The following is a 24,150-nucleotide window of genomic DNA, read 5'->3' as shown; positions in this document are numbered from 1 at the left end:
TGCGTGGTCCGGCAGGGCGCGGGCCCTGCCGGTTCACTTGCCGGAGGCGGAGGCCTTCAGCTTGGAACCGGCGGAGACCTTCACGCTGTAGCCGGCCGGGATCTGGATCGGGTCGCCGGTCTGCGGGTTGCGGGCGGTGCGCGCCGCGCGGTGGGTGCGCTCGAAGGTCAGGAAGCCGGGGATGGTGACCTTCTCGTCGCCCTTGGCGACGATGTCGCCGACGACCTCGGCGAAGGCGGCCAGGACGGCGTCCGCGTCCTTGCGCGTCACCTCGGCGCGCTCGGAGAGCGCGGCCACCAGCTCACTGCGGTTCATGTGTACTCCTGTGGTCTGATCGCGTGGCGGCTCCCGGAGGGCCCGGCAAGCGGGGTCCGGTCCGGCAGCCGCTCCGCACGTTGCGGCGGGCAGGGGTCCGGCTCCGCTGTCCCAAGCCGCTTCCACCGCCTGCCCGGTAACGAATCCTGCCCCCACCAGCACCGAGAAAGCCAATCCGGCACCCGGGAGGGTCACACGGACAGCGCCGCCCGCCGGAGCGGTGACGGGGCCGTCCGCGCCGTCCGAGGCCGGGAGGGCGCTCGGCGGGCTCTCGCCGGGCACCTGGGGGACGTTCCGGGGCGTGTCGGACGTTTCCGCACGTGTCCGGCACGTCTCACCGGTGCAGGGCTACCGTACGCCCTGGCACCGACAACCCCAAACAGGCCCCTGCCCTTGTGTCGCAAGGGCAGGGGCGTCCCGCGGGCCCCGGCGGGCGCGGGTGCGGGGGGCGGCGGTCAGAGGACCGGGTGGGTCCCGTCGCCGCCCTCGGTGATGCCGACGGTGCCCGCCGGGACGTGCGCCGGAGCGCTGCCGGTGGCGAGGGCGGCCTCCCGGACGGCGGCGGCGACCGTCTTGGCGACGTCCGGGTGGAAGACGCTGGGGATGATGTAGTTGGCGTTGAGCTGGTCCTCCTGCACGGTGGCGGCGAGCGCCCGCGCGGCGGCCAGCATCATCTCGGTGTTGACGTTGCGGCTCTGCGCGTCGAGCAGGCCGCGGAAGACGCCGGGGAAGACCAGCACGTTGTTGATCTGGTTGGGGAAGTCGCTGCGGCCGGTGGCGACCACCGCGGCGGTCTGCCGGGCGACGGCCGGGTCCACCTCGGGGTCGGGGTTGGCCAGGGCGAAGACCACCGCGTCGTCGGCCATCGCGGCGACGTCGTCGCCGTCCAGCACGTTGGGGGCGGAGACGCCGATGAAGACGTCCGCGCCGCGCACCGCGTCCTTGAGGGTGCCGGTGATGCCCTCGGGGTTGGTGTGCTCGGCGATCCAGCGCAGGGCGGTGCCGTCGGCGACCTCGCCGAGGTCGCCGCGGCCGGTGTGGACGACGCCGTGCACGTCGGCGACCACGGCGTGCTCCACGCCCGCCGCGAGCAGCAGCTTGAGGATGGCGGTGCCGGCGGCACCGGCGCCCGACATCACCACGCGGACCTGCGAGATCTCCTTGCCCACGACGCGCAGCGCGTTGGTGAGGGCGGCGAGCACGACGATGGCGGTGCCGTGCTGGTCGTCGTGGAAGACCGGGATGTCCAGGGCCTCGCGCAGCCGGGCCTCGATCTCGAAGCAGCGGGGGGCGGAGATGTCCTCCAGGTTGATGCCCGCGAAGCCCGGGGCGATGGCCTTGACGATCTCGACGATCTGGTCGGTGTCCTGGGTGTCCAGGCAGAGCGGCCAGGCGTCGATGCCGGCGAACCGCTTGAAGAGGGCGGCCTTGCCCTCCATGACGGGCAGCGCGGCCTTGGGGCCGATGTTGCCGAGGCCCAGCACCGCGGAGCCGTCGGTGACGACGGCGACGGTGTTGCGCTTGATGGTGAGGCGGCGGGCGTCCTCGGGGTTCTCGGCGATCGCCATGCAGACCCGGGCGACGCCGGGGGTGTAGATCATGGAGAGGTCGTCGCGGTTGCGGATGGGGTGCTTGGCGGACATCTCGATCTTGCCGCCGAGGTGCATGAGGAAGGTCCGGTCGGAGACCTTGCCGATGGCGACGCCGTCGATGGCGCGCAGCTTCTCGACGATCTCCTCGCCGTGGGCGACCGAGGAGGCGGCGACGGTGACGTCGATGCGCAGGCGCTCGTGGCCGGAGGCCGTGACGTCGAGGCCGGTGACCGATCCGCCGGAGGACTCCACGGCGGTGGTGATCATGCTCACGGCGTTGCCCCGGGCGGGCAGCTCCATCCGCACAGTGATCGAATTCGACACGCTCGGCACCGTCGCCATCGACGTCCTTCTTCCCTGCACTCGCTTCGCACACCGTCTGTGCTGTTCAGGGATCCGATGCTGCCACCTACCGGCGGGTAGCCGTAAATACGGTCTCGAACACCGGGACGGGCGGCGGGACGGCCGGGTGGGCCGGGCGTCGCGCGGACGGCCCCTCCCCGCTGCCCCGAACGGGGGTTCCCCGGAAAATCCCGCGCGACGGGAATGGCCTCCGGGGGCCATGGGTTAGTCTGGATACGGCACCGGCCCGATCCAAGCCCCCGGGCCCAACCTTAGTCGCTTCGAGCGACCACTTGCCGCGAGGCGAGCATGGCGGGTCGGTGTCGCAGACCAGGCGGAGGCCGGGTCCCCTCGGGGACCCGGCCTCCGTGCTCTCCCGGCGCCCTCCCGACCGCCCCGCGGGCGGTGGCCGGGCGCCGGAGCCTCAGCGCAGCAGCGCCGGCACGCCCTCGCTGTCGGGCAGGTCGTCCGGCCCCGACAGCACGGTGAGCCGCTGGGTGGCGCGGGTCAGCGCCACGTACAGCACCCGCAGCCCGGCCTCGGACTCCCCCGCGATGCCCGTCGGGTCGGCCACCACCGTCGCGTCGTACTCCAGGCCCTTGGCCTCCAGGCTGCCCAGCGCCACGGCGCGGTCGCCCAGACCCTCGATCCAGGCCGCCGCCTCGGCCCGCCGGTCCATCGGGACCACCACCGCGACCGTGCCGTCCACCTCGGCGAGCAGCCGCTCCACCTCGGCGCGGGCCGCGGCCGCGAACGCCCCGTCCGCGGCGCCCGCCGCCGTGAAGCGCGGCGCCACGCCGGTCGAGCGGACGGCCTCCGGCGACGGCGTGCCCGGCGCGGCCAGCGCCAGCACCCGCGCGGCGACCTCCGCGATCTCGGCGGGGTTGCGGTAGTTGGTGGTGAGGGTGTGGCGGCGGCGCGGCTTGCCGCCCAGCACCTCGTCCATCGCCTCCCGGGCCTCCTCCGGGCTCGGCCAGGAGGACTGCGCGGGGTCGCCCACGATGGTCCAGGTCGCGTACCGGGCCCGGCGGCCGACCATCCGCCACTGCATGGGCGTGAGGTCCTGCGCCTCGTCGACGATGACGTGGGCGTACTCGGTGCGCTCCGCCGCCCCCTCGCGGCGGGACCGGGAGCGGGACATGCGGTCGGCCTGGGTGGTGACCTCGTCCAGGCCGGTGAGCTGGTCCAGGGGGTCGGCCTCGCGGACCCGCGGCCGGGCGGGCTCGCCCAGCAGCAGCCGCAGCTCGTCGGCGAGGGCGGCGTCGTGCGCGGAGAGCGCGCCGGTCCCGTCGTCGGCGAGGTGCCGCCAGGAGGCCGCGAGGACCCGGACCTCCTCCGGGGAGAGCAGGCGCCGGGCGAGCCGCCCCAGGGTGCGGGTGCTGCGCAGCACCGCGAGGACCCGCCGCGGGGTGAGGTCGGGCCACCAGGCGGCGAGGAAGTCCTGGAAGGCGTCCAGGTCGGCGACGTACTCGTCGAAGGAGTCCCGCTCCTCCTGCCGGCGCTCCCGCTCGGCCCGGTCGGCGGGCTTCGGCCGGTGCCGGGTGGCCTCCGACCACAGGGCGTCCAGCAGCAGCCGGCGGGCGCGGGGGCGGAGCAGGTTGACCGGGGTGGTGCCTCCGAGGACGGTGCGGCGGACGTCCCGCAGCCGGTTGGCGTCCAGCCGCAGCACCTCGCCGAGCGCGACCACGCGCAGCTCGGACGGGGTCGCCGGGCCGTCGAGGGCGGCGCGGGCGGCGCGGCGCAGCAGCGGCACCATCCGGGAGGAGCCCTTGATGCGGGCGGCCTCCGGGGTGTCGTAGGTGGTGGCCTCGACCCCGTCCGCCAGGCTGCCGACCGCCCGGATCGCGACCTGCCCCTCCTCGCCGAGCGACGGCAGGACGCCCTCGGTGTAGGAGACCAGCAGCGGGGTGGGGCTGACGACGAGGATGCCGCCCGCGTAGCGGCGGCGGTCCTGGTAGAGGAGGTACGCGGCGCGGTGCAGGGCGACGGCGGTCTTGCCGGTGCCCGGGCCGCCGGTGACCAGGGTGGCGCCCGCGGCGGGGGCGCGGATGACCTCGTCCTGCTCGCGCTGGATGGAGGAGACGATGTCCCGCATGGTGTGCGAGCGGGCCCGGCCCAGCGCCGCCATGAGCGCGCCGTCGCCGACGACGGCGAGGTCGGTGGGCAGGTCGGGGCGGAGCAGGTCGTCCTCGACCCCGATGACGCGGCGGCCCTTGGAGCGGATGACGCGGCGGCGCACCACCCGGCCGGGCTCCCGGGGGGTGGCCCGGTAGAACGGCGCGGCGGCGGGGGCCCGCCAGTCGATCACCAGCGGGCCGTACTCGGCGTCGAGCACGCCGAGGCGGCCGATGTGCAGGGTCTCGGCGATGGCCGGGTCGTCGGGGTCCAGCGGGGTCTGGGAGGGGATGCCGTGCTCCTCGGGCCGGTCGGCCTGCTGGAGGTCGATCCGCCCGAAGAGGAAGTCCTCGAACTCGCTGTTGAGCCGGTGCAGGTGGGCGCCCGCGCGGTACACCTGGGCGTCGCGCTCGGCGAGGGCGCCGGGCGTGCCGACCTGGACCCGCTTCGCCGCGTCCTCCAGCAGGTACTCGGCCTCGGCGAGCTTCTCCTCCAGCCGGCGGTAGACCACGTCGAGGTGCCGCTGCTCCTCCGCGATCTCGCGGTCGCGGACGGTCTCGTGCGGGGCGGCCGGGGTCGCGGCCGCGACGGGGTCCGTGCCGGCGGCCCCGGGTGCGGCCGTGCCGGCGGCCGTGTCGACGGTCGTGGTGGTGTGCCGGGCTGTGCCGTGCGCGCCCAAGGAGCCCCCTGTCGTACGCGTCCTGCGGACTGTGCTGTGCCGATGGTGGTGTGCGGCGGTGCCGCGCCGGGTGGTCAACGCGCGGCCGACCGCCCGGATTCCCCCCGTTCGTCCGCCGGCTGCGGAAGCAGCGGACGGAAGATCTTACGCCGCGCGGGGGCCGGACACCGCACCGGGCCCGGCCGGGGCGTGTGCGGCAGGCGGGTCCGTGCCGGGAGGACGGGCGGCGGGCGTACGGCGGGCGGCGGGCGTACGGCGGGCGGCGGGCGGGAGCGGTCAGGCGGGCCCCAGGGCGCGCCGCCGGTGGCGGGCGACCCGCTCGCGGTTGCCGCAGGCCGCGCCGGAGCACCAGCGGCGGCGGTGGCCGCGGGAGGTGTCCACGTACACCAGGTCGCAGCCCTCGCCCTCGCACTGCCGCAGCCGCGCCACCGTCTCCGGGTCCGTGAGGAGGTCCGCCGCGTCGCGGGCGACCGCGGAGAGCAGCCCGGCGCAGCCGGCCGGCGCGGCGAGGCGCCGCACCGGCTCCCCGTGCGGCCCCAGCACGAGCCGGGGGACGGGCGTGGGGGGCAGGCACAGGACGTTGAGGCGCTCCACGTCGGCGGGGTCGGTGCGGCCGTCGAGGGCGGCGTGCACCATGCGGTGCAGCAGGGCGCGCAGGGCGGTGAACCGCTCCAGCCAGCGGTCGTCGACCGCGAGGGGCGGGTCGCCGCGCGGCACGAGCCCGGCGCCGACCAGCCACCGGGCGAGGCCCGCCCCGCTGTCCAGCCGGTCGGCGGGCCCGGGTCCCGGTCCGCGGCCGGCGGTGGCGAGCAGGTCGAGGCAGGTCCGGCCGGTGTCGAACCGCAGTCCGTACGACGACGCCGCCATGGCTCACCGCGTCCTTCCGCCCGCCGGTGGTCCCTCCCGTCCAGCGTGCCCGACGAAGGCGCGCCGGGCCAGCAGGCGGACGGAGGCGGGACCCGGGGGACGGGCGCCGCGGCTCACGGAGGGCTCACGGGGGCCTGCGACGGCTTCCGAGGGAGGAGCGGGGGGCGTACGGGCGGCGGCCGGGGCCCGCCGTGCGCCGGGCGTGCACAGGTCGGGCGCGCCGGGCCCGGGTCAGGGGCGGCGTGCCGGGCGCGGGCCGGTGACGGCGGGCGCGGACCCGGCGTACTTGCCTCCGCCCGGCCCGCACGCCTCCCCCGTCTCCCCCGGGTCGGCGACCGGGTCGACCGCCAGCCGGTAGCCGCGCTTGACCACCGTGGCCACGATCCCGGGCACGCCCAGGGCCGCCCGCAGCCGGGCGACGGCGGTCTCCACGGCGTGCTCGTCGCCGCCCGCGCCGGGCAGGGCGCGCAGCAGCTCGGCCCGGGGCACCACCCAGCCGGGCCGCCGGGCGAGGACGCGCAGCAGGGCCATGCCGGCGGGCGGGACGGGGCGCAGCACGCCGTCGACCAGGGCGGCCCGGCCGCGCAGCTCCAGGCGGTGCCCGGCGGCGGAGAGCCGGCGGGCGCGGGCGGGCAGCTCGGCGGCCAGGGTCTGCACCATGGCGCCGAGCCGCATCCGCCCCGGCCGCACGGCGGGCACGTCCAGGGCGTCCAGCGGGGCCGCGGTGACCGGTCCGACGCAGGCCGGGAGGACGTCGCGGCGCAGCGCGTGCAGCAGCCCGGCGGTGAGGCCCCGCTCCCGGGCCCGGTCGAGCAGGCCGAGGACGGCGGGCGCACTCGTGAAGGTGACGGCGTCGAGGGCGCCGGCGCAGCAGGCGTCGAGCAGCCGGTCCAGCGGTGCCGGGTCGGCGGGCGGCTCCCAGCGGTACACGGGGACGTCGACCACCTCGGCGCCGGCCGCCCGCAGCGACGCGGCCAGGTCGGGGAGCGGGGCGCCGTGCAGCTGCACGGCGATGCGCCGGCCGTCGACGCCCTCCGCCAGCAGCCGCTCCAGCACCTCGACGGAGGACTCCGAGGAGGGCGACCACTCCTCGCGGAGGCCCGCGGCGCGGATGGCGCCGCGGGCCTTGGGGCCGCGGGCCAGCAGCTCGGCGCGGCCGAGCCGGTCCAGCAGGCCGTCGCCGAGGCCCCATCCGTCGGCGGCCTCGATCCAGCCGCGGAAGCCGATGCCGGTGGTGGCGACCACCACGTCGGGCGGGTCGTCGACCAGGTCCCGGGTGGCGGCGAGCAGCCGGGCGTCGTCGGGGAGCGGGACGATCTGCAGCGCCGGCGCCCGCAGGACGGCGGCACCCCGGCGCTGGAGGAGGGCGGCCAGCTCGTCGGCGCGCCGGGCGGCGGTGACCCCGACGGTGAATCCGGCGAGCGGCGGGACGGCCGGGCGCGCCTCGTCGGCGGGGGGCGGCGGTGTGCGACCGGGCATCGGGGCTTTCCCATCGGTACGGGTCCCTGGCGGTCGTACGCCTCAGGAACGGCGGTCTTCCGGCGGTGGGCCTGCGCGCATCGTGCCCCGCGCCGGTGTCGCGGGCGGGTCGCCGTGGTTTCACGGCTGTTTCACCGCTGCGCCCGGGCGGGGCCCGTACGGCGGGAGGGGTCCGCCGTACGGGCCGCGGGCGGGGATGCGCCCCGGCGGGCCGCGGCCCCGGGGTCCGTGGGCCGCGGGCCGGTGCCCGTGGCCCGGTGCCCCGGGGCGGGGGCCCTCTCAGACCTCGGCGAGGGCGGGGCGCGCCGGGTCGGCCCCCTCCCCTGCGGCGGGCGCCGGGGAGGCGGCCGGCCTACGGAGGTAGACCGCCCAGGTGAGGGCGGAGCAGACGGCGTAGGCGGCGAGGAAGGACGCGAACGCCGGGGAGCCGGTCCCCTCCGTGAGGAAGGACTGCCGGAAGGCGAGGTTGATGAGGAGGCCGCCGAGGGCGCCGACCGCGCCGATCACCCCGATCGCCGCCCCGGACAGGCGGCGGGCCCGGGCGGCGGCCTGCGCGGCGGTACCGCCGTCGGCGAGGGCGCGGGCGTCGGCCTCGGCCCGGAAGATGCCGGGGATCATCCGGTACGTCGAGCCGTTGCCGATCCCGGAGAAGACGAAGAGGCCGGTGAAGCCCGCCAGGAAGACCGGCAGCGACCTCACCGAGGAGGCGTACAGCACCGTGCCGGCCGCGGCGGCCATCGCCCCGAAGGTCCAGAAGGTGACCCGGGCGCCGCCCCGGCGGTCGGCCAGCCGGCCGCCGACCGGGCGGACCAGCGACCCGAGCAGCGGGCCGACGAAGGTGAGCTGGGCGGCCTCCAGCGGGGTGCGGCCGAACTGGTTCTGCAGCACCAGGCCGAAGGCGAAGCTGAAGCCGATGAAGGAGCCGAAGGTGCCGACGTAGAGCACCGACATGATCCAGGTGTGCCGCTCGCGGACCACCTCGCGGAGGGCGCCGGTGTCGGCCCTCACGGGGGCCAGGTCGTCCATGAAGAGCGCGGCGCAGACGGCGGCGACCACGATCAGCGGGATGTAGACCCCCAGCACGATGCGGGGGTGCCCGGCCCCGGCGGTCGCGATCACCGCGAGGGCGACCAGCTGGACGACCGGGACGCCGATGTTGCCGCCGCCCGCGTTCAGGCCGAGCGCCCAGCCCTTGCGGCGCAGCGGGAAGAAGGCGTTGATGTTGGTCATGGAGGAGGCGAAGTTGCCGCCGCCGAGGCCGGTGAGCGCGCCCACCAGCAGGAAGGCGGTGTACGGGGTGCCGGGCTCCATCACCAGGGCGGCGGCGCCGGCCGGCAGGAGCAGCAGCAGCGCGGAGACGACCGTCCAGGTGCGGCCCCCGAAGCGGGCCACCGCGAAGGTGTACGGGATCCGCACGAAGGAGCCGACCAGGGTGGGCACCGCGACCAGGAAGAACTTGCCCGCCGGGTCGACGTGGTAGGCGGGCCCCATGAAGAGGACCATCACCGACCACAGGCTCCAGACGGAGAAGCCGATGTGCTCGGAGAGGATGGAGAAGGCCAGGTTGCGGTGGGCGGTGCGCCGCCCGGTGCGCTCCCAGAACGCCTCGTCCTCCGGGTCCCACTCGTGGATCCGGCGGCCGCCGCGGCGCGCCGCCGGCGTGCCCGCGGCGCCCGCGCCTGCGGCCGTACTCGTGCCCGTGCCCGTGCCCATGCCCGTGGTCATCAGCGTCTCCCGTGTGCGTCCTGGGCGTCCTCCGACGCTCCGACGCTAGGAGCCCGCCGTTTCGGGCCCGTGGCGGCGTGTGAAGCCTGCGGAACCGTCCGTTCACCCGCCGCCCGCACCGCCTGTGAGCCGGGCGCGCGAGGAGGGGGCGTGTGCGGGGCGGCCCCAGGACACGCGAAGGCCGCCGTCCGGAGCGGACGGCGGCCTTCGCGTACATGGGTGTGGTGGAGGTGCCGGGAATCGAACCCGGGTCCTGTGGAGTTGATTCAGGGCTTCTCCGAGCGCAGTCCGCTGTGCTTTTCTCAGCCCCGGCAGTCACACGGACAAGCTGCCGACGGGCTCAGTCACTGTTTGTTGTCCCGAACTACCCCGCGACCGGGAAGAACGGTGAGTTCCCTAGCTGATGCCAGGATCCGGGGCGGGAACAGACCCGGTCTGACACCTTCAGGCTCGCTGCTCAGGCAGCGAGGGCGAAGGAATCGCGCTTGGTGTTGGCGATTATTTGTTTGCGGCAGATGGTTAACGAGATCATTGCCGCGTTCCTCGGCTCGCTTCCCCTGTTTCGACATCCCCAGTCGAAACCGATCACCCCCATGTGGACTTCTCAAAGAGCTCCGGCGGACCCTCGCGGGACCTCCGGCGCACTGCCATCGTACGGGTCAACGCCGGAGGGGTCCAGCGCATTCCCCGCCGGCGGCGGGCCGCGCCCGGCGCTCCCCCGCAGGCCGGGGGCGCGGACGGCGGTGCGGTGCCGCCGTCAGCCGGTGCGGCGGTTGGCGCGGGCGACGGCGCGGGCGGCCTCGCGCTTGTCCTGCTTCTCGCGCAGCGCCTGCCGCTTGTCGTACAGCTTCTTGCCGACCGCGACCGCGACCTCCAGCTTGGCCCGGCCGTCCTTGAAGTAGAGCGACAGCGGGACCAGCGTGTGGCCGGTCTCCTTCGTCTTCGCCTCCAGCTTGCGGATCTCGTCGCGGTGCAGCAGCAGCTTGCGCTTGCGGCGCGCCGCGTGGTTGGTCCACGTCCCCTGGGTGTACTCGGGGATGAAGAGGTTGTCGACCCACGCCTCGCGGCCGCTGATGTAGGCGTACCCGTCGGTGAGGTTCGCCCTGCCCTCGCGGAGCGACTTGACCTCGGTGCCGGTGAGGACCATCCCGCACTCGTAGGTGTCGAGGATGGTGTACTCGTGCCGGGCGCGCTTGTTCTGCGCGACGAGCTTGTGTCCCTTTTCCTTTGCCATAGCGCGCACATTGTCGCATCCGGCGGGGCCGGACGGGAGTCCATTATTGCCGGGTCCGCCGCCACCGGGCCGGCGGCGGCGGGGTCGGCCGCCACCGGGTCCGCTACCGGCGGCCCCCCGGGCCGCCGAGGCCGGAGAGGACGGCGAGCGCCAGCTCGTCGGCCCGGCCCGGCCCCTCGCCCGCGGGGACGGAGACGTCGGGCTCGATGCCGGTGCCGTCGGGGGAGCGGCCGCCGGGGGTGTACCAGCGGCCGACGGTGAGCTCCAGGACGGAGCCGTCGGCCAGCCGGCTGGGCTCCTGCACGGTGCCCTTGCCGAAGGTGCGGGACCCGACGACCACGGCGCGGCAGCGGTCCTGGAGGGCGCCGGTGAGGAGTTCGGCGGCGCTCATGGTGCCGCCGTCGACCAGCACGACCAGCGGGGTGCGGGTGTCGCCGCCGGACTCCGCGACCAGGTCGCGGTCGCTGCCGCGGACCCGGTAGGTGCCGACGGGGCCGCCGTCCAGGAAGGCGGAGGCGGCCCTGACCGCCTCGGCCACCAGGCCGCCGGAGTTGCCCCGCAGGTCGAGGAGGAGCCCCCCGCCGTCGCGGGCCGGCCGGGCCGCGGCGCGGCGGACGGCGGCGACGACCTCGTCGCCGACGCCGGAGGTGAAGGCGTGGACGGCGATGCGGGTGACGCCGGGCCCCGGGTGGTCGACCGCGACGTCGTGGGCGGCCAGTAACGTCCGGCGCAGGACGACCTCGCGGACGGGCGCGTCGCCGCGCCGCACGGCCAGGGTGACGGTGGAGCCCACCCGGCGTCCGGCGGGGGCGGCGAGGTCGGCGCTGCGGCCGGCCGGGTCCTGGCGGCTGGCCCGCCCCGCCACGGCGTCCGCGCCTCCGTGGCGGCCCGCGCCGTCCGGGCCGTCGGCGGTGCCCGTGCCGGCGGTGCCCGCACCGGCAAGGCCCGCGCCGTCGGCGTCCGTGCCGGCAGTGCCCGCGCCGTCGGCAGTGCCCGTGTCGTCGGCGTCCGTGCCGGCGCCGGTGCTGCCGCGCAGCCGGGCGACGACCTCGGTCACCGGCATGGCACCCGCGGGCTCGCCGTCGATGCGCAGCAGGCGGTCGCCGGGGCGGATGCCCGCGCGGTCGGCGGAGGTGCCCGGCCCGACGCGGGTGACGGCGACGCCGCCGTCCTGCTCGCGGTGCACCCACAGGCCGACGCCGACGTACTCGCCGTCCAGGCTCCGGGAGAAGTCCGCGTACTCCTCGGGGCTGTAGTAGGCGGCCCACCGGTCGCCGCTCTCCTCGACCAGGCGGCGCGCCTGCGCGGGCGGGACGGCCTGCCCGGCGAGTCCGCCGTCGAGCCGCACGGGGTCGGCAGGGCGCGCCGGGGCCCCCTGGCGGGGGGCGGGGATGCCGCCGGGGGCCTGCCCCCAGGCGCCGGTGGCGGCACCGGTGGCGAGCACCGCGCCGAACACCAGCGACAGGGTGGCCCCCTGGCGCATCCGTCGAGACGTACCGGACATGGATCTGGAGTGTAGGCCAGGAAAAGGCCCGTATCGGGGCACTGCGTCACGGAAGGTGGGGAACGTCACCGTACGTGACCGGGCCCGGACCGCCGGCACGGGCGGCCCGGGCCCGGTGGGGCGCCTGGGGCGGGTGCGGGGGTGAACCCCCGGGGTCAGACCTTCAGGTACTTCCGCAGGGTGAAGAACGCGGCGACCGCGGCCATCGCCATGCCGATCACCACCAGCAGCGGGATGACCCGCATCACCTCGGGCAGGCCGATGAAGTGGATGAACTGCACGCGCTGCTGCAGCCAGGAGTGCACGAAGACGTTGCCCAGGAGCAGCAGGCCGGAGGCCAGGCCCGCACCGAGCAGCGCGGCGAACGCCGCCTCCGCGATGAACGGCATCTGCACGTAGAAGTTGGAGGCGCCGACCAGGCGCATGATGCCCGTCTCCCGGCGCCGGCTGAAGGCGGACACGCGGACGGTGTTCACGATCAGCAGCAGCGCCACGCAGACCATCAGCGACATCACCCCGAAGGCCACCGTCTGCAGGCCGTTGAGCAGCCCGAAGAGGTTGTCGAGGATGCGGCGCTGGTCGGAGACCGACTGCACGCCGGGCTTGCCGGCGAAGGCGCTGGCGATGACGTCGTACTGCTCGGGGTTCTTCAGCTTGACCTGGTAGGACTCGGGCAGGCCCTCCGCGCCGACGACCTTGGCGAGGGGGTTGTCCGGGTTCATCTCCTTCCAGTGCTGGTAGGCGCCCTGCCGGTTCTCGAAGATGACCTTCTCGACGACCGGGAGCTTCTCCAGGTCGGCCTTGATCTGGGCCTTCTGCTGGTCGGTGGCGGCGCCGCCCGCGCAGGAGGCGTAGGTCTTGGCGTCCCCCTTGTTGCAGAGGTACACCGCGACCTGCACCTTGTCGTACCAGTACCCCTTCATGGAGTCGACCTGGTCGCGGACGAGGAGGCTCGCACCCGCGAGGGCGAGCGAGAGCGCCACACTCACCACGACCGCGATGGTCATCGTCAGGTTGCGTCGGAGTCCTACACCGATCTCCGAGACGACGAACTGGGCTCTCATGATGTCCTTTGCTGCTTGCGGTCAGTGCTGGTAGCCGTAGACGCCGCGCGACTGGTCGCGGACCAGGTGGCCCTTGTCCAGCTCGATGACGCGCTTGCGCATCTGGTCGACGATGGCCTGGTCGTGGGTGGCCATGAGCACGGTGGTGCCGGTCCGGTTGATGCGGTCGAGCAGCTTCATGATGCCGACCGAGTTCTGCGGGTCGAGGTTGCCCGTGGGCTCGTCCGCGATCAGCAGCATGGGCCGGTTCACGAAGGCGCGGGCGATGGCCACGCGCTGCTGCTCGCCGCCGGAGAGCTCGCCCGGCATGCGGTCCTCCTTGCCGGCCAGGCCGACCAGGTCGAGGACCTCGGGCACCACCTTGCGGATGGCGCCCTTGGGCTTGCCGATGACCTCCAGGGCGAAGGCCACGTTCTGAGCCACCGTCTTGTTCGGCAGCAGGCGGAAGTCCTGGAACACGGTGCCGAGTTGACGCCGCATGTGGGGGACCTTCCAGTTGGAGAGCTTCCCCAGGTCCTTGCCGAGCACGTGGACGTCGCCCTGGCTCGGACGCTCCTCGCGGAGGATCAGCCGCAGGAAGGTGGACTTCCCGGAGCCGGACGACCCGACGAGGAAGACGAACTCGCCCTTCTCGATCTCCAGGGAGACGTTGTCCAGGGCCGGTCGGTTCTGCTTCGGGTAGGTCTTGGAGACGTTGTCGAATCTGATCACGGCTGCATCACGGTTCGCCAGTCTAGGAGGACAGGAGCGGCGTCCACCGCTCCCCCGGTGGTGGACCATACGCGAACGGCGCGGGTGAGTGCAGGCGCGGCCGAGGCAAAGGTGGGGGAGTTCACGGTCAAAAAGGGAGGAAAACCGCCTTTGCCCCGCAGGCCTGCGGGCCGCGCGGCGCACGCCCCCGGCGCCCGCCCCCGGAAGGTGCGGGGCAGGGGGGCTCCGGGCGCCGGAACCTGGCACAGTGGAGGGGGTGAACCGAAGGGTCCTCCCAGCCGTCTCCGGGGAAGACAGGGAACAGAACCGGCTGCCCGGCGCGTTGGCAGGATGAGGAGGAGATCGCATGACATGCGACCGTCTGGTGTGCGCCAACTGCGCGGGACCGGTGAGCGAGGGGCGGTGCCCGGTGTGCCGGGCCAACCGCGCACGGCTGCAGCAGCAGCAGAACCCGTTCGCGGCCGTCTCCCCCGCGACCCTGGTCGTCCTGCTGGCGGCGATGATCGCCGTCCTGGTCGTGGCGCGGCACGCCTTCGCCTGAGCCCGCCCGACCCCCGCCGACGCCCGCCGGGCGTCCCCCTCCTGTGCACGCCGAAGGCCCCGGGGCATCCGCCCCGGGGCCTTCGCCGCGTCCACCGCCCGCACCGGCCCACCGCCCGCGACCGGGCGGGAGGCCTCGGTCAGGCGGAGACCTCCTGCTGCTTGCGCCAGCGGATACCCGCCTCGATGAAGCCGTCGATGTCGCCGTCCAGCACGCTCTGCGGGTTGCCGACCTCGAACTCGGTGCGCAGGTCCTTGACCATCTGGTACGGGTGCAGCACGTAGGACCGCATCTGGTTGCCCCAGGAGCTGCCCTCGCCCTTGAGGGCGTCCATCCTGGCCTGCTCCTCCTGGCGGCGCCGCTCCAGCAGCTTGGCCTGGAGGACGTTCATGGCGCTCGCCTTGTTCTGGATCTGGGAGCGCTCGTTCTGGCAGGAGACCACGATGCCGGTCGGGATGTGGGTGATCCGCACCGCCGAGTCTGTGGTGTTGACGCCCTGGCCGCCGGGGCCGGAGGCGCGGTACACGTCGACCCGCAGCTCGGACTCGTCGATGTCCACGTGGTCGCTCTGCTCGACCACCGGCAGCACCTCGACGCCCGCGAAGGACGTCTGGCGCCGGCCCTGGTTGTCGAAGGGCGAGATGCGGACCAGGCGGTGGGTGCCCTGCTCGACGGAGAGGGTGCCGTAGGCGTACGGCGACTTGACGGCGAAGGTCGCCGACTTGATGCCGGCCTCCTCCGCGTAGGAGGTGTCGTAGACCTCGGTCGGGTAGCCGTGGCGCTCGGCCCAGCGCAGGTACATGCGCATCAGCTGCTCGGCGAAGTCCGCCGCGTCGACGCCGCCGGCCTCGGCGCGGATGTTGACCAGGGCCTCGCGGGCGTCGTACTCGCCGGACAGGAGGGTCCGGACCTCCAGCTCCTCCACCGCCTTGCGGACGGCGGCGAGCTCGTTCTCGGCCTCGGCGCGGGTGTCGGCGTCGTCCTCGGCCTCGGCGAGCTCGAAGAGCACCGAGACGTCGTCGATCCTCCGGCGCAGCGTCTCCACCCTGCGCAGTTCGCCCTGCAGGAAGGAGAGCCTGCTGGTGACCTTCTGCGCGTTCGCCAGGTCGTCCCAGAGGTCCGGCGCGGCGGCCTCCTCCTCGAGGCGCGCGATGTCGGCCCGGATCTTGTCCAGGTCGAGGACGGCCTCGATCGACCCCATGGTCGACTCGAGGGACTTGAGCTCTTCGGAAGGATCGACTGCTGCCACGCCCCCAGCGTAATGGCTCCGCGGCCGAACCGGCCGCCGACCACCCCGGCCGGGTCCGCCGGGCGGCCCGGCGGGGGCGGGTCGCGCCGGGGCGCCGCGCTGGTCAGACCGTGCGGACGTACCGCAGGGTGCCCTTCCCGGTGCGGGCGAACAGGCCGATCCGCCCGCCCTCCGCGACGGGGCCGGGGGCGTACCGCCCGGCCGCGCCGGGGCCCGGGACGGCGCCGGTGCGCCAGGCCCGCCCGCCGGAGTGCGAGGCCGCGACGGCGAGGCCGCCCGACGGGCCGCGGCCGAAGACGTACAGGCCGCCGTCGTCGGCGACGGCCGGTTCGGCGCGCTCCCCGCCGCCGAGGCCCGGCACGGGCTCGGCGGGGTGCCAGGCGCCGCGCAGCGCGGTGACCCGGAGCACGGCCGAGTCGGCGGCCCGTACGACGAAGGCGTCCAGCCGCCCGGCGCGGCCGGCGGCCAGCCCGGGGGTCCCGGTGATCCGCCCGGCGGTCGGCACGGTGGCCCAGGCGCTCCAGGTGCGGTGCACGTAGGAGGCGGTGGCCAGGTCGGAGCCGATCCTGGCGACCAGGTCGATCCGGTCGTCGGAGTCGTCGGCGGCGGCCGCGGGGGGCGAGTCGAGCCGGGTGCGGCCGTCGAACTGGATCCACGGGGACCAGCCGCCGCCCGCGTAGGTGCGCTGGTAGAGCAGCCGGTCCGTGCCCAGGGCGAAGAGCACGATCCGGCCGTCGGACATGGCCACCGGCGCGGGGTCGCCGGTGACGTGGATGCCGGTGAGGAGCCGCCAGCCGCCGAAGCTGCTGCCGCCCCGGGTGATGTACCGGACGCCGCCGTCGCGGTCGGTGGCGAAGGCGAAGGTGAAGCCGTCGACCCGCACCGCCCGCACGCCCCCGGTCAGCGGGGCCGGCGGGGCCGGGACGGTCTGCCAGGACGCCCACCGGGGCAGGTCCGCGGTCTCGTCCCCGGAGCCGGCGTCGGAGGCGTCGGCGGCCGCGGGCGCGGTGGGCAGGCCGGGACCGCGGCGGCCCTGGCCGGAGTCGTTGTTCGGGGCGGCGGCGCCGGTGGCCGTGGCCCCGGTACCGGGCCGTCCCGCGCCGTTCCCGTCGTCGCCGCCGCCGGAGAGGGCCGCGTAGGCGCCGACCGCCCCGGCCGCCACCAGGACGGCGACCACCGCGGCCAGCAGCCGGCGGCGGCGCATCACGACGGAGCCGGGTCCGGCGGGGTGGCCGCGGTGGCTGCGGGCCCGGCCGGGAGCCGCGCCCGCCGCGCCGCGGCGCTCGCGCTCGGCCCGCGAGGCGGCGGCGAAGGAGGCCAGCTCGTCGGCGCTGGGGCGGCGCAGCGAGGTGTGGGTGTCGCGGGTGGAGTCGGGCTGCGGGCCGGGGACCAGCGGGACGGCGGCGCCGCGCCGCCGGGGCCGGGCGGCGGGCGGCTCGGCCTCGGGCGCGGCCTCCTCGGCCGGGGCGGCGTCCGCGGGGTCGCCGCCGGGCGAGGCGACGGCCAGCGGGGGCAGTCCGGCGAGGGAGGGCAGCTGCTCGCGGAGCCGGTCGGCCATCTCGGTGGCCCGCAGCCGGGAGGCCGGGGCCTTGGACAGGCACTCGGCGATGATCCGCCACAGGCCGTCCGGCAGGCCGGGCAGCGGCGGCACGGTCTCGGTGACGTGGCGGCGCAGGACCGCGCCGGTGTGGCCGCCGCCGAAGGGGGTGAAGCCGGCCAGCAGCTCGTACAGGACGGTGGCCAGGGCGTAGATGTCGACGGCGGCGCGCGGCTCCAGGCCCTCGATGATCTCGGGGGCGAGGTAGTCGGGGGTGCCGATGATCCGGGTGGCCCGGGTGCGGCGGGGGGCGTCGACGAGCCGGGCGATGCCGAAGTCGGTGAGCTTGGCGCGGGGGGCGCCGCCGGGGCCGGGCGAGGAGGCGAGGTCGAGGAGGACGTTCTCCGGCTTGACGTCGCGGTGGACGATCCCGGCGGCGTGGGCGACCGCGAGGGCGTCGGCGACGTCGGCGGCGATCGCGACGGCGGCCTGCGGGGCGAGGACCCCGTCGCGCTCCAGCCGGGAGCGCAGGTCGGTGCCGTGGACGAGCTCCATGACCAGGGCGAGGTCACTGCCGTCCACGACGAGGTCGCGGATGCCGACCACCCGGGGGTGGTCGAGGCTGGTGAGCGCGGTCCGCTCCTGGACGAAGCGGCCGACGAGGACCTGGTCGGAGGCCAGGTCCTCGCGCAGCAGCTTGACGGCGACGGGCCCGTCCGGGCCCTCGCCGAGCCACACGGTGCCTGCGGATCCCCGGCCGATCACCTGGTGGACGGTGTACCGGCTGCCGATCTTGCGTGCCAATGCTGCTCCGTGAGCCGAGGGTTCGGTGCGTCGGCGCCCCAGGGGGTGCGCGGACGCGTCAGCGACCAAAGTACGCGGAGAACTGCCGCCAGGGTGGCGCCGGGCGGGGTTGACCGATCTTAAGTCGACAAAGCGTCAATACCGGTGGTGCGGCGCCGGGCCGCGCTCACCGGCCGGACGGGGAGGACGACCCGGTGAGGCTGTCCCAGTGGTCGCCGATCCACTTGACCACGGGGTGGGCGTGGTCGTACACCGTCTGCCACCACTGGGGCAGCGGGGTGAAGTTCCAGAGCGCGGCCGCCGCGATGGCCAGGATGAGCAGCACCATCAGGCAGCCCTTGAGGCAGCCGAGGCCCGGGATGTACATCCGGTTGCGGCTGCGCGGCCGGGGCTCGCGGCGCGGGGCGGGCTCGCGCGGGGGCGCGGGCTCGGGCCGGCGCGCCGGGGCCGGCTCGGCACGGCGCGCGGGGGGCTGCCGGCGCTCCGGCGCGGGGGCGGCCTCGCGGGGCTGCCGGTACGGCGGGGGCGCCGCCTGCGGCTGCTGCCGGTACTGCGGCGCGCCGCTGCGGCGGGGGTCCCCCTGCGGGGCGGCCCCGCCCCGGGGAGGGCCCTGGGGGGCGCGCCGGGGGCCGCCGTCCTGCCGGGGACCGCCCTGGTACGGGGGCGGGGCGACCTGGGGCTGCCGCAGCTGCTGCATCTCCTCGGGCTCGAAGGACCCGATCTCGGTCTGCTGGTTGCGGTCGCGGGCGGCGCGCAGCTGGGTCTGCCAGGGGTGCGGCCGGTCCTGCCCCGGACCGCCCGGTCCCTGAGGGCCGTCCGGGCCGCCGTCCGGGCCGACCGGCGGCATGACCCGGGTGCGGTCGCCCTGGCCGCCGCCCTGGTCCTGCCCGTACCCCTGCCCCTGGCCGTACCCCTGCCCGTACCCCTGGCCCTGGCCCGGCCCGGCCGTGGGCATGGCGCGGGTGCGGTCCTCGGAGCCGTGGGCCGCCGCGGCGCCCGCCGCGCCGGTCGCGCCGGTCGCGCCCATCAGGCGGGTGGCCGCCGCCGGGTCGTACCGCACGCCGTCGCCCGCGGTCGGGTCCTCGGCGCCGGGCACGCCGGGGCGGCCGAGCACCCGGGTCGGGTCGGCGTCGGGGACGCCCCCGGCCGGCGGGCCGCCGAAGGGCGCGCCGGTCGCGGGCACCGGCGCCGGGTCGGGGTCCGGCAGCAGCAGTGCGCCGACCGCCAGGGCCTCGTCGATCTGCGCCGGGGAGGAGTGGACGCCGACACCGGCCGCCACCACCCGCAGCGCCCGGGCCAGGGAGGTGGCGCCGGGCCGCTGCCGCGGGTCCTTGCGCAGGCAGCGCTCGACCACCGTCCACAGCGGCTCGGGCATGCTGCGCGGCCGCTCCGGGTCCCGGGAGAGGTGGGCGTGGAGGATCTGCAGCGGGCCGTCGCCCTGGAAGGGCGGGCGGCCGGTGACCAGCTCGTACAGCATGATGCCGGCGCCGTAGACGTCGACCGCGGAGGTCTGCGGACGGCCCTCGGCGGACTCCGGCGCCACGTAGGCGGGGGTGCCGACGAACTCCTGGGCGCGGGTGATGCCCGGGGAGTCGGCGAGCCGGGCGATGCCGAAGTCGGTGAGCATCGGGTGCATCCGCTCGCCGCCGCGCGGGTCGGCGGCGGTGGCCAGCAGCACGTTGGCGGGCTTGAGGTCGCGGTGGACGACCCCGTCGGCGTGGCTGGCGGCGAGGGCGTCGGCGACCTGGGCCATGAGCAGGGCGCCCGCGACCGGGCTGAACGGCCCGTGGGAGCGCAGGTACCGGTGCAGGTCGGGGCCGTCGACCAGGTCCATCACCAGGGCGAGCAGGTCGCCCTCGACGACCAGGTCGCGGACCCGGACGATGTTGGGGTGGGTCAGCCGCAGCAGGACGGAGCGCTCCCGCAGGAAGCGCATCACCACGTCCGGGTCGTTGGCCAGCTCCTCGCGGAGCACCTTGACGGCCACCCGCTGGCCCGGGACGGTGCCGGGCACGGCCGCGTCGTCGCGGACCAGGCCGCGCCAGACGGTGCCGGTGGCGCCCCGTCCGAGCGCCTCCTCTAGCAGGTACTTGCTGCCTACCGGACGCACTGGTGCGCTCCTCGCCGTGCCGACTCCGCGGGGCCGGCGCACTCGGCGAGTGCGGAGGCGGCCCGTGTTCCCGGCAACTCTAACCGTGTCCGACGCCGCGGGAAGGCCGGGACCGGGCCGTTCTCCCCGGCATCCCGCGAGGGCCGCCGGGCCGGTCCGGTCGCGCGCCCGCCCGGGTACCAGGACGCACGGGGGCGCGTTCCGGTTGACGTGCGCCGGGGGAAAGTCCGGCCGTCCCCCGGGGCGCGCCCCGGCGCCACCGCCCCCGGGGCGCCGGTCCTCGAACAGAAGGCCCCCCGGACCGCCGGCGTCTCGAACAGCACGTGAAGCACCGCGTGAGAATGGTCGCAAGATCATCAAATCCGGTACCGGCCGCGTACTGTCCGTGGCGGGTGGGAGGATGCTGCCACCACCCGTGCGGGAGCAGCCCGTTGGAGGCGCCGCTCCGCACCGCCGCACCGCGGCGGGCGGCGGCCCGGCCCACGGGCCACGTCCGGGCGGTCATGAGGGCCTGCGCCGTGCCGACGGGGCAGCGCCGCACGACCAGAAGGGACCGCGGACGACATGCAGATCCGGCTGACCGTCCTCCGGCCGCGCGGCGGGCCGTCCACGGACGGGCCCGCGGCCGATGTGCTCGTCACCGCGCCGGCGGGCACCACCCTCGGCGCGGTCGCCGGGGCGCTGGCGGGCGCGGTCGGGGTGCGCGGCGGCCGCACCGCCACCCACGTGCACCTGTACGCGGGCCCGCAGCGGCTCGACGAGCGCACCCCGCTGGGCAGCCCCCCGCTGGTCGACGGCGCCGTCCTCTCCGTCGACGGGCCCGCCGCCGGCCACGGCGCGGAGGGCGGCCCGGCCGCCGCCGAGCTGCGGGTCGCCGGGGGCCCCGACGCCGGCGGGGTGCACCTGCTGCACCCCGGCCGGGTCCGGGTGGGCCGCTCCGGCGAGGCCGACGTGCCCCTGGACGACCCCGACGTCTCCCGCCTCCACCTGGAGCTGCACGTCTCCCCCGACGGCTGGGTCACCGCCGCGGACCCCGGCTCCACCAACGGCACCACCCTGGACGGCGCGCCCGTGGGCGCCGAGCCGGTGCCCGTGCCCGTCGGCGGCCTGCTGCGGGTCGGCGAGTCCTCCCTGGTCCTGGCGGCGCGCACACCGCTCGCGGAGGCCCTGCGCCCGGCCACCCCCGACGGCCAGGGGCACCTGCAGCTCGCCCCGCCGCCGCCGCACCGGCCCCCGGCCGCACCGGGCGCCCCGCCGCAGGCCCCCGCCGCCGCACCGGATCCGGACCCCGAGCCGGCCCTCGGCCGCGGCCTGCGGCGGATCGGCGACACCCTGCGCCGCGGCGGCCGCGGCGCGGCGGAGGAGGCCCGCACCGCCGGCCGGGCCGCCGCCCAGGAGCGGGCGCGGGCCCGCACCCGCGAGGCGGCCGCCCTGCGGGACCGGCAGCCCGACCCCGCCGCGCTGCTGCTCGCCGCCCTGGACCGCGGCCCGCTGCTGTGGGAGCGCGGGCCGGGCCACCCCGGCTTCCTCGCGCTGCGGCTCGGCACCGCCGACCGGCCCGCCGACCACGGCGGGGTGCTCCCCGCCGTGCCCGTCACCGTGGACCTGCGGGCGGCCGGCAGCCTGGGCCTGGCCGGCCCGCGGCCCCGGCTCGCCGGGCTGGCGCGCGCCGCCGTCGCCCGCCTGGCCGCCCTCCACTCCCCCTCGGCCCTGGAGGTCGTCCTGGTCAGCGCCGATCCGGGGCGCCCGGCGGAGGCCCGCACCGAGGAGTGGTCCTGGGCGTTCTGGCTGCCGCACCTGCGGCCGTCGCAGGGCCAGGAGTGCCGGCTGCTGGTGGGGCTGGACGCCGTCCAGGCCGCCGCCCGCCTCGCCGAGCTGGCGTCCCGCCTCGACGGGCCCGTACGGCACGGCGGCCCCGCCGCGGTGCTGGTGCTGGACGGCGACCCCGGCTCGGACGCGGCCCGGCGGGACGCCGCCCTGCTGGCCGCTCGGGGCGCGGCCGCCGGGGTGCACGTGCTCGCCCTGGCCGAGGAGTCCGGGGGGCTGCCGCCGGGCCTGGGCGCGACCGCCGTCGTGGGCGGCGAGGTCGGCACCCAGCTGCGGGTGGAGCGGCCGGTGCGGGGAGCGGCCGGGCCGCGGCGCGAGACCGTCGACGGGGTGGCGCTGGACGCCGTCTCCGCCGCCTGGGCCGAGCGGCTGGCCCGGGCGCTGGCCCCGCTGCGGGAGTCCGCACCCGCCGCGCGCGGCCCGCTGCCCGCCGCGCTGCGGCTGCTGGACCTGCTCGACCTGGACATGGTCACCCCCGCCAAGATCTCCGGACGCTGGGCCGAGCCGCCCGCGACCGCCGGCCCGGCCCCCGCCGTCCTGGGCACCGCCCGCGACGGCCGGTGCACCGTGGACCTCGCCGACCGCGAACTGCTCGGCCCCGGGCTCTCCGGCGGCCCCCACCTGCTGGTCGGCGGCGCCCCCGGCTCGGGCAAGACGGAGCTGCTGCGCACCCTGGTCGCGTCGCTGGCCGTGGCCGAGCGGCCCGACCGGCTGTCGGTCGTGGTCATCGAGGGCCGGGAGCCCGCCGACCCGGCGCTGGGGCTGTACGCCTGCACCGACCTGCCGCACGTCTCCACCTACCTGGGCGCCGACGTCGACCCGGTCCGCACGGCCGAGGCGGCCGAGGCGCTGCTGGCGGAGCTGGACCGGCGCGAGGAGCTGCTGCGGGGGCGGGACTTCGGCGCCTGGTACGCGGACGGGATGCTGCGGGCCGCCGGGGCGGGCCGCCCGGCCGGCGGTGTGCGGCTGGTGCCGCAGCGGACCGCCCCGGACGGCCGCGACCCCGGCACGGGACCGGGCACGGGTGCGGGCGCGGGGCTCGGCCGCGAGCGGGACCGGGCCGCCCTCCGGACGGCGGCCGGGCCGGTGCGGGCGGTGGCCGCGTCCGCGGGCGCCCCGAACGGCGCCGGCGCACCCGCCGCCCTGGCCCAGGCCCCGACCGGCCGCCTGCTGGTGGTGGTGGACGACGTCGACGCCCTGGTCGGCGGGGAGGGGGCCGGACGGGCGGCCGCCGACCCGTCCGCGCGGGCACGCGCGGCACTGGGCCGGGCGCTGGCCGCCGTCGCGGTGCGCGGCGGGCGGCTCGGCGTGCACCTGGCGGTCTCCACCGGCCGCCCGGAGCGGACCGCGGGCACGGAGGTGGACGAGGCGGCCCTGCTGCGGATCGCGCTGCGCACCGACGACCCGGACCTCTCCCGGCTACTGGTGCACGTGGAGGACGCGGCGGCGCTCGGGGAGGACACCCCCGGCCGCGGCTACCTGCGCCTGCCCGACGGCAGGGTGACGGCGTTCCAGGGGGCCCGGGTGAGCGGGCGCATCCCGCGCACGGCCACGCTGCGGCCGACCGTGGTGGCGCTGGACTGGTCCCAGGCAGGGGCGCCGCCCGGCCGGCGGCCGGTCCGCGAGCTGGGCAACGGTCCGACGGACCTGGCCCTGTTGGCGAGCGCCCTCCAGCGCGCGGCGGGCTCCCTCGGCGCCGCGGCGGCACCGCCGCTGGTCTGACCCCCGCGGCCCGCAGCCACGGCCGTCCACCCCCGCCGGCGCCCCCCTGCCGGGCGCCGACGCGGGCCGACGGCTCGTCAGCCCGCCTTCCGGGCGGCGCGGGTGGACGGCACGGGCGGGCGGCGCGGACCGGTGGAGCGGGCGGTGGAGCGGGCGGGCCGCCGCGGGGGCATGATCCCGCCGCGGCGGGGTAGGTCGGGTGCGCACGGCCCCTGGGGCCGGGCGTCACGTTCGGGTCACGGAGGGCGCGAGCCCCCGTGCGCGCCCTTGCGACGGCCCCGGCCCCGGCGTAGGACCGTGCGGGGACGCGACGGTCCGCGCCGCTCCCGCGCGTCAGCGCCGACGCCACTCCCGTCGGCCGCGCGCTGCCGCGGTACGGGCCACGGGAGGAGCCTGTCATGAACCGAACGATTCGTCCGCACGCCGGCCGCGCCAGAGGCCGTACCGGCGGCCGCACCCGGACCGTGCTGCTGGTCACGGCCGCCACGGCCCTGGCGCTCACGGCGGCCGGCTGCAGCAGCAGCGGCGGCGACGACGGGGGAGGCACCGGGGGGAGCGGCGCCCCCAGTGCCGCCGGGACGGCGCCGTCGTCCGCGCTCAGCCTCCCCGACCTGCACGGGAAGACCCTCTCCGTGGCCGCGATCTGGACGGGTCCGGAGCAGGCGACGTTCAAGAAGGTGCTGGACGACTTCGCGAAGCGCACCGGCGCGACGGCGACGTACGTGCCCACCGG

The 24,150-nt window shown here is 76.8% G+C and carries 14 protein-coding genes, 1 other RNA gene and 2 pseudogenes; 3 read left to right on the top strand and 14 right to left on the bottom strand.

What is annotated here, in order from left to right:
- Positions 1-33: 33 nt before the first annotated feature.
- The 11 genes from ACFY07_RS22265 to ftsE form a co-directional block, all read right to left on the bottom strand.
- Positions 34-315, bottom strand: a complete 282-nt coding sequence (locus ACFY07_RS22265; RefSeq protein ID WP_055585110.1) for an HU family DNA-binding protein — start codon at positions 313-315, stop codon at positions 34-36.
- Between the two features lie 455 nt (positions 316-770).
- Positions 771-2,249, bottom strand: a complete 1,479-nt coding sequence (locus ACFY07_RS22260) for an NAD-dependent malic enzyme (protein WP_230745586.1) — start codon at positions 2,247-2,249, stop codon at positions 771-773.
- A gap of 424 nt (positions 2,250-2,673) precedes the next feature.
- Positions 2,674-4,902 (bottom strand): HelD family protein, encoded by a 2,229-nt coding sequence (locus tag ACFY07_RS22255; RefSeq protein ID WP_390871069.1) that lies wholly within the window; start codon positions 4,900-4,902, stop codon positions 2,674-2,676.
- A 417-nt stretch (positions 4,903-5,319) separates the two neighbouring features.
- A complete protein-coding gene (locus tag ACFY07_RS22250) occupies positions 5,320-5,910 on the bottom strand; it encodes a CGNR zinc finger domain-containing protein (protein ID WP_390870927.1) in 591 nt (196 codons plus the stop codon).
- Between the two features lie 231 nt (positions 5,911-6,141).
- Positions 6,142-7,389 carry a uroporphyrinogen-III synthase gene (locus tag ACFY07_RS22245; protein ID WP_390870925.1) on the bottom strand — a complete coding sequence of 416 codons (1,248 nt, stop codon included), beginning with the start codon at positions 7,387-7,389 and terminating at the stop codon, positions 6,142-6,144.
- Between the two features lie 279 nt (positions 7,390-7,668).
- Positions 7,669-9,114, bottom strand: a complete 1,446-nt coding sequence (locus tag ACFY07_RS22240) for a nitrate/nitrite transporter (protein ID WP_390870923.1) — start codon at positions 9,112-9,114, stop codon at positions 7,669-7,671.
- Between the two features lie 222 nt (positions 9,115-9,336).
- Positions 9,337-9,707, bottom strand: a transfer-messenger RNA (tmRNA) gene (gene ssrA, locus ACFY07_RS22235).
- A gap of 164 nt (positions 9,708-9,871) precedes the next feature.
- On the bottom strand, positions 9,872-10,348 hold the full coding sequence (gene smpB / locus ACFY07_RS22230) for an SsrA-binding protein SmpB (RefSeq protein WP_390870921.1): 477 nt from the start codon (positions 10,346-10,348) through the stop codon (positions 9,872-9,874).
- Between the two features lie 103 nt (positions 10,349-10,451).
- On the bottom strand, positions 10,452-11,852 hold the full coding sequence (locus ACFY07_RS22225; RefSeq protein ID WP_390870919.1) for a S41 family peptidase: 1,401 nt from the start codon (positions 11,850-11,852) through the stop codon (positions 10,452-10,454).
- 155 nt (positions 11,853-12,007) lie between these two features.
- Complete coding sequence (gene ftsX, locus ACFY07_RS22220; protein WP_390870917.1) at positions 12,008-12,916, bottom strand: permease-like cell division protein FtsX; 909 nt, start codon at positions 12,914-12,916, stop codon at positions 12,008-12,010.
- 21 nt (positions 12,917-12,937) lie between these two features.
- The gene (gene ftsE / locus ACFY07_RS22215; RefSeq protein ID WP_230745571.1) at positions 12,938-13,627 is read right to left on the bottom strand and encodes a cell division ATP-binding protein FtsE; all 690 of its coding nucleotides are present in this window, start codon (positions 13,625-13,627) and stop codon (positions 12,938-12,940) included.
- Between the two features lie 346 nt (positions 13,628-13,973).
- Here ftsE and ACFY07_RS22210 point away from each other — a divergent pair, with 346 nt between their 5' ends.
- A complete protein-coding gene (locus ACFY07_RS22210; protein WP_390870914.1) occupies positions 13,974-14,168 on the top strand; it encodes a hypothetical protein in 195 nt (64 codons plus the stop codon).
- 139 nt (positions 14,169-14,307) lie between these two features.
- On the opposite strand, the gene prfB is transcribed toward ACFY07_RS22210, so the two are convergent.
- The 3 genes and pseudogenes from prfB to ACFY07_RS22195 form a co-directional block, all read right to left on the bottom strand.
- Positions 14,308-15,417 (bottom strand): peptide chain release factor 2, encoded by a 1,110-nt coding sequence (gene prfB / locus ACFY07_RS22205; protein ID WP_390870912.1) that lies wholly within the window; start codon positions 15,415-15,417, stop codon positions 14,308-14,310.
- Between the two features lie 1,075 nt (positions 15,418-16,492).
- A pseudogene (locus ACFY07_RS22200) lies at positions 16,493-17,758 on the bottom strand (serine/threonine-protein kinase); the annotation flags it as partial.
- A 166-nt stretch (positions 17,759-17,924) separates the two neighbouring features.
- Complete coding sequence (locus ACFY07_RS22195; RefSeq protein ID WP_390870910.1) at positions 17,925-19,868, bottom strand: protein kinase; 1,944 nt, start codon at positions 19,866-19,868, stop codon at positions 17,925-17,927.
- Positions 19,869-20,432: 564 nt separating this feature from the next.
- Here ACFY07_RS22195 and ACFY07_RS22190 point away from each other — a divergent pair.
- Complete coding sequence (locus tag ACFY07_RS22190) at positions 20,433-23,417, top strand: FtsK/SpoIIIE domain-containing protein (protein ID WP_390870908.1); 2,985 nt, start codon at positions 20,433-20,435, stop codon at positions 23,415-23,417.
- A 398-nt stretch (positions 23,418-23,815) separates the two neighbouring features.
- Positions 23,816-24,150, top strand: a pseudogene (locus ACFY07_RS22185) (carbohydrate ABC transporter substrate-binding protein); the annotation flags it as partial.

Source organism: Streptomyces sp. NPDC001380, from assembly GCF_042895785.1.
Taxonomy (GTDB): Bacteria; Actinomycetota; Actinomycetes; order Streptomycetales; family Streptomycetaceae; genus Peterkaempfera.
This window is presented reverse-complemented; position numbering and strand designations above follow the sequence as displayed.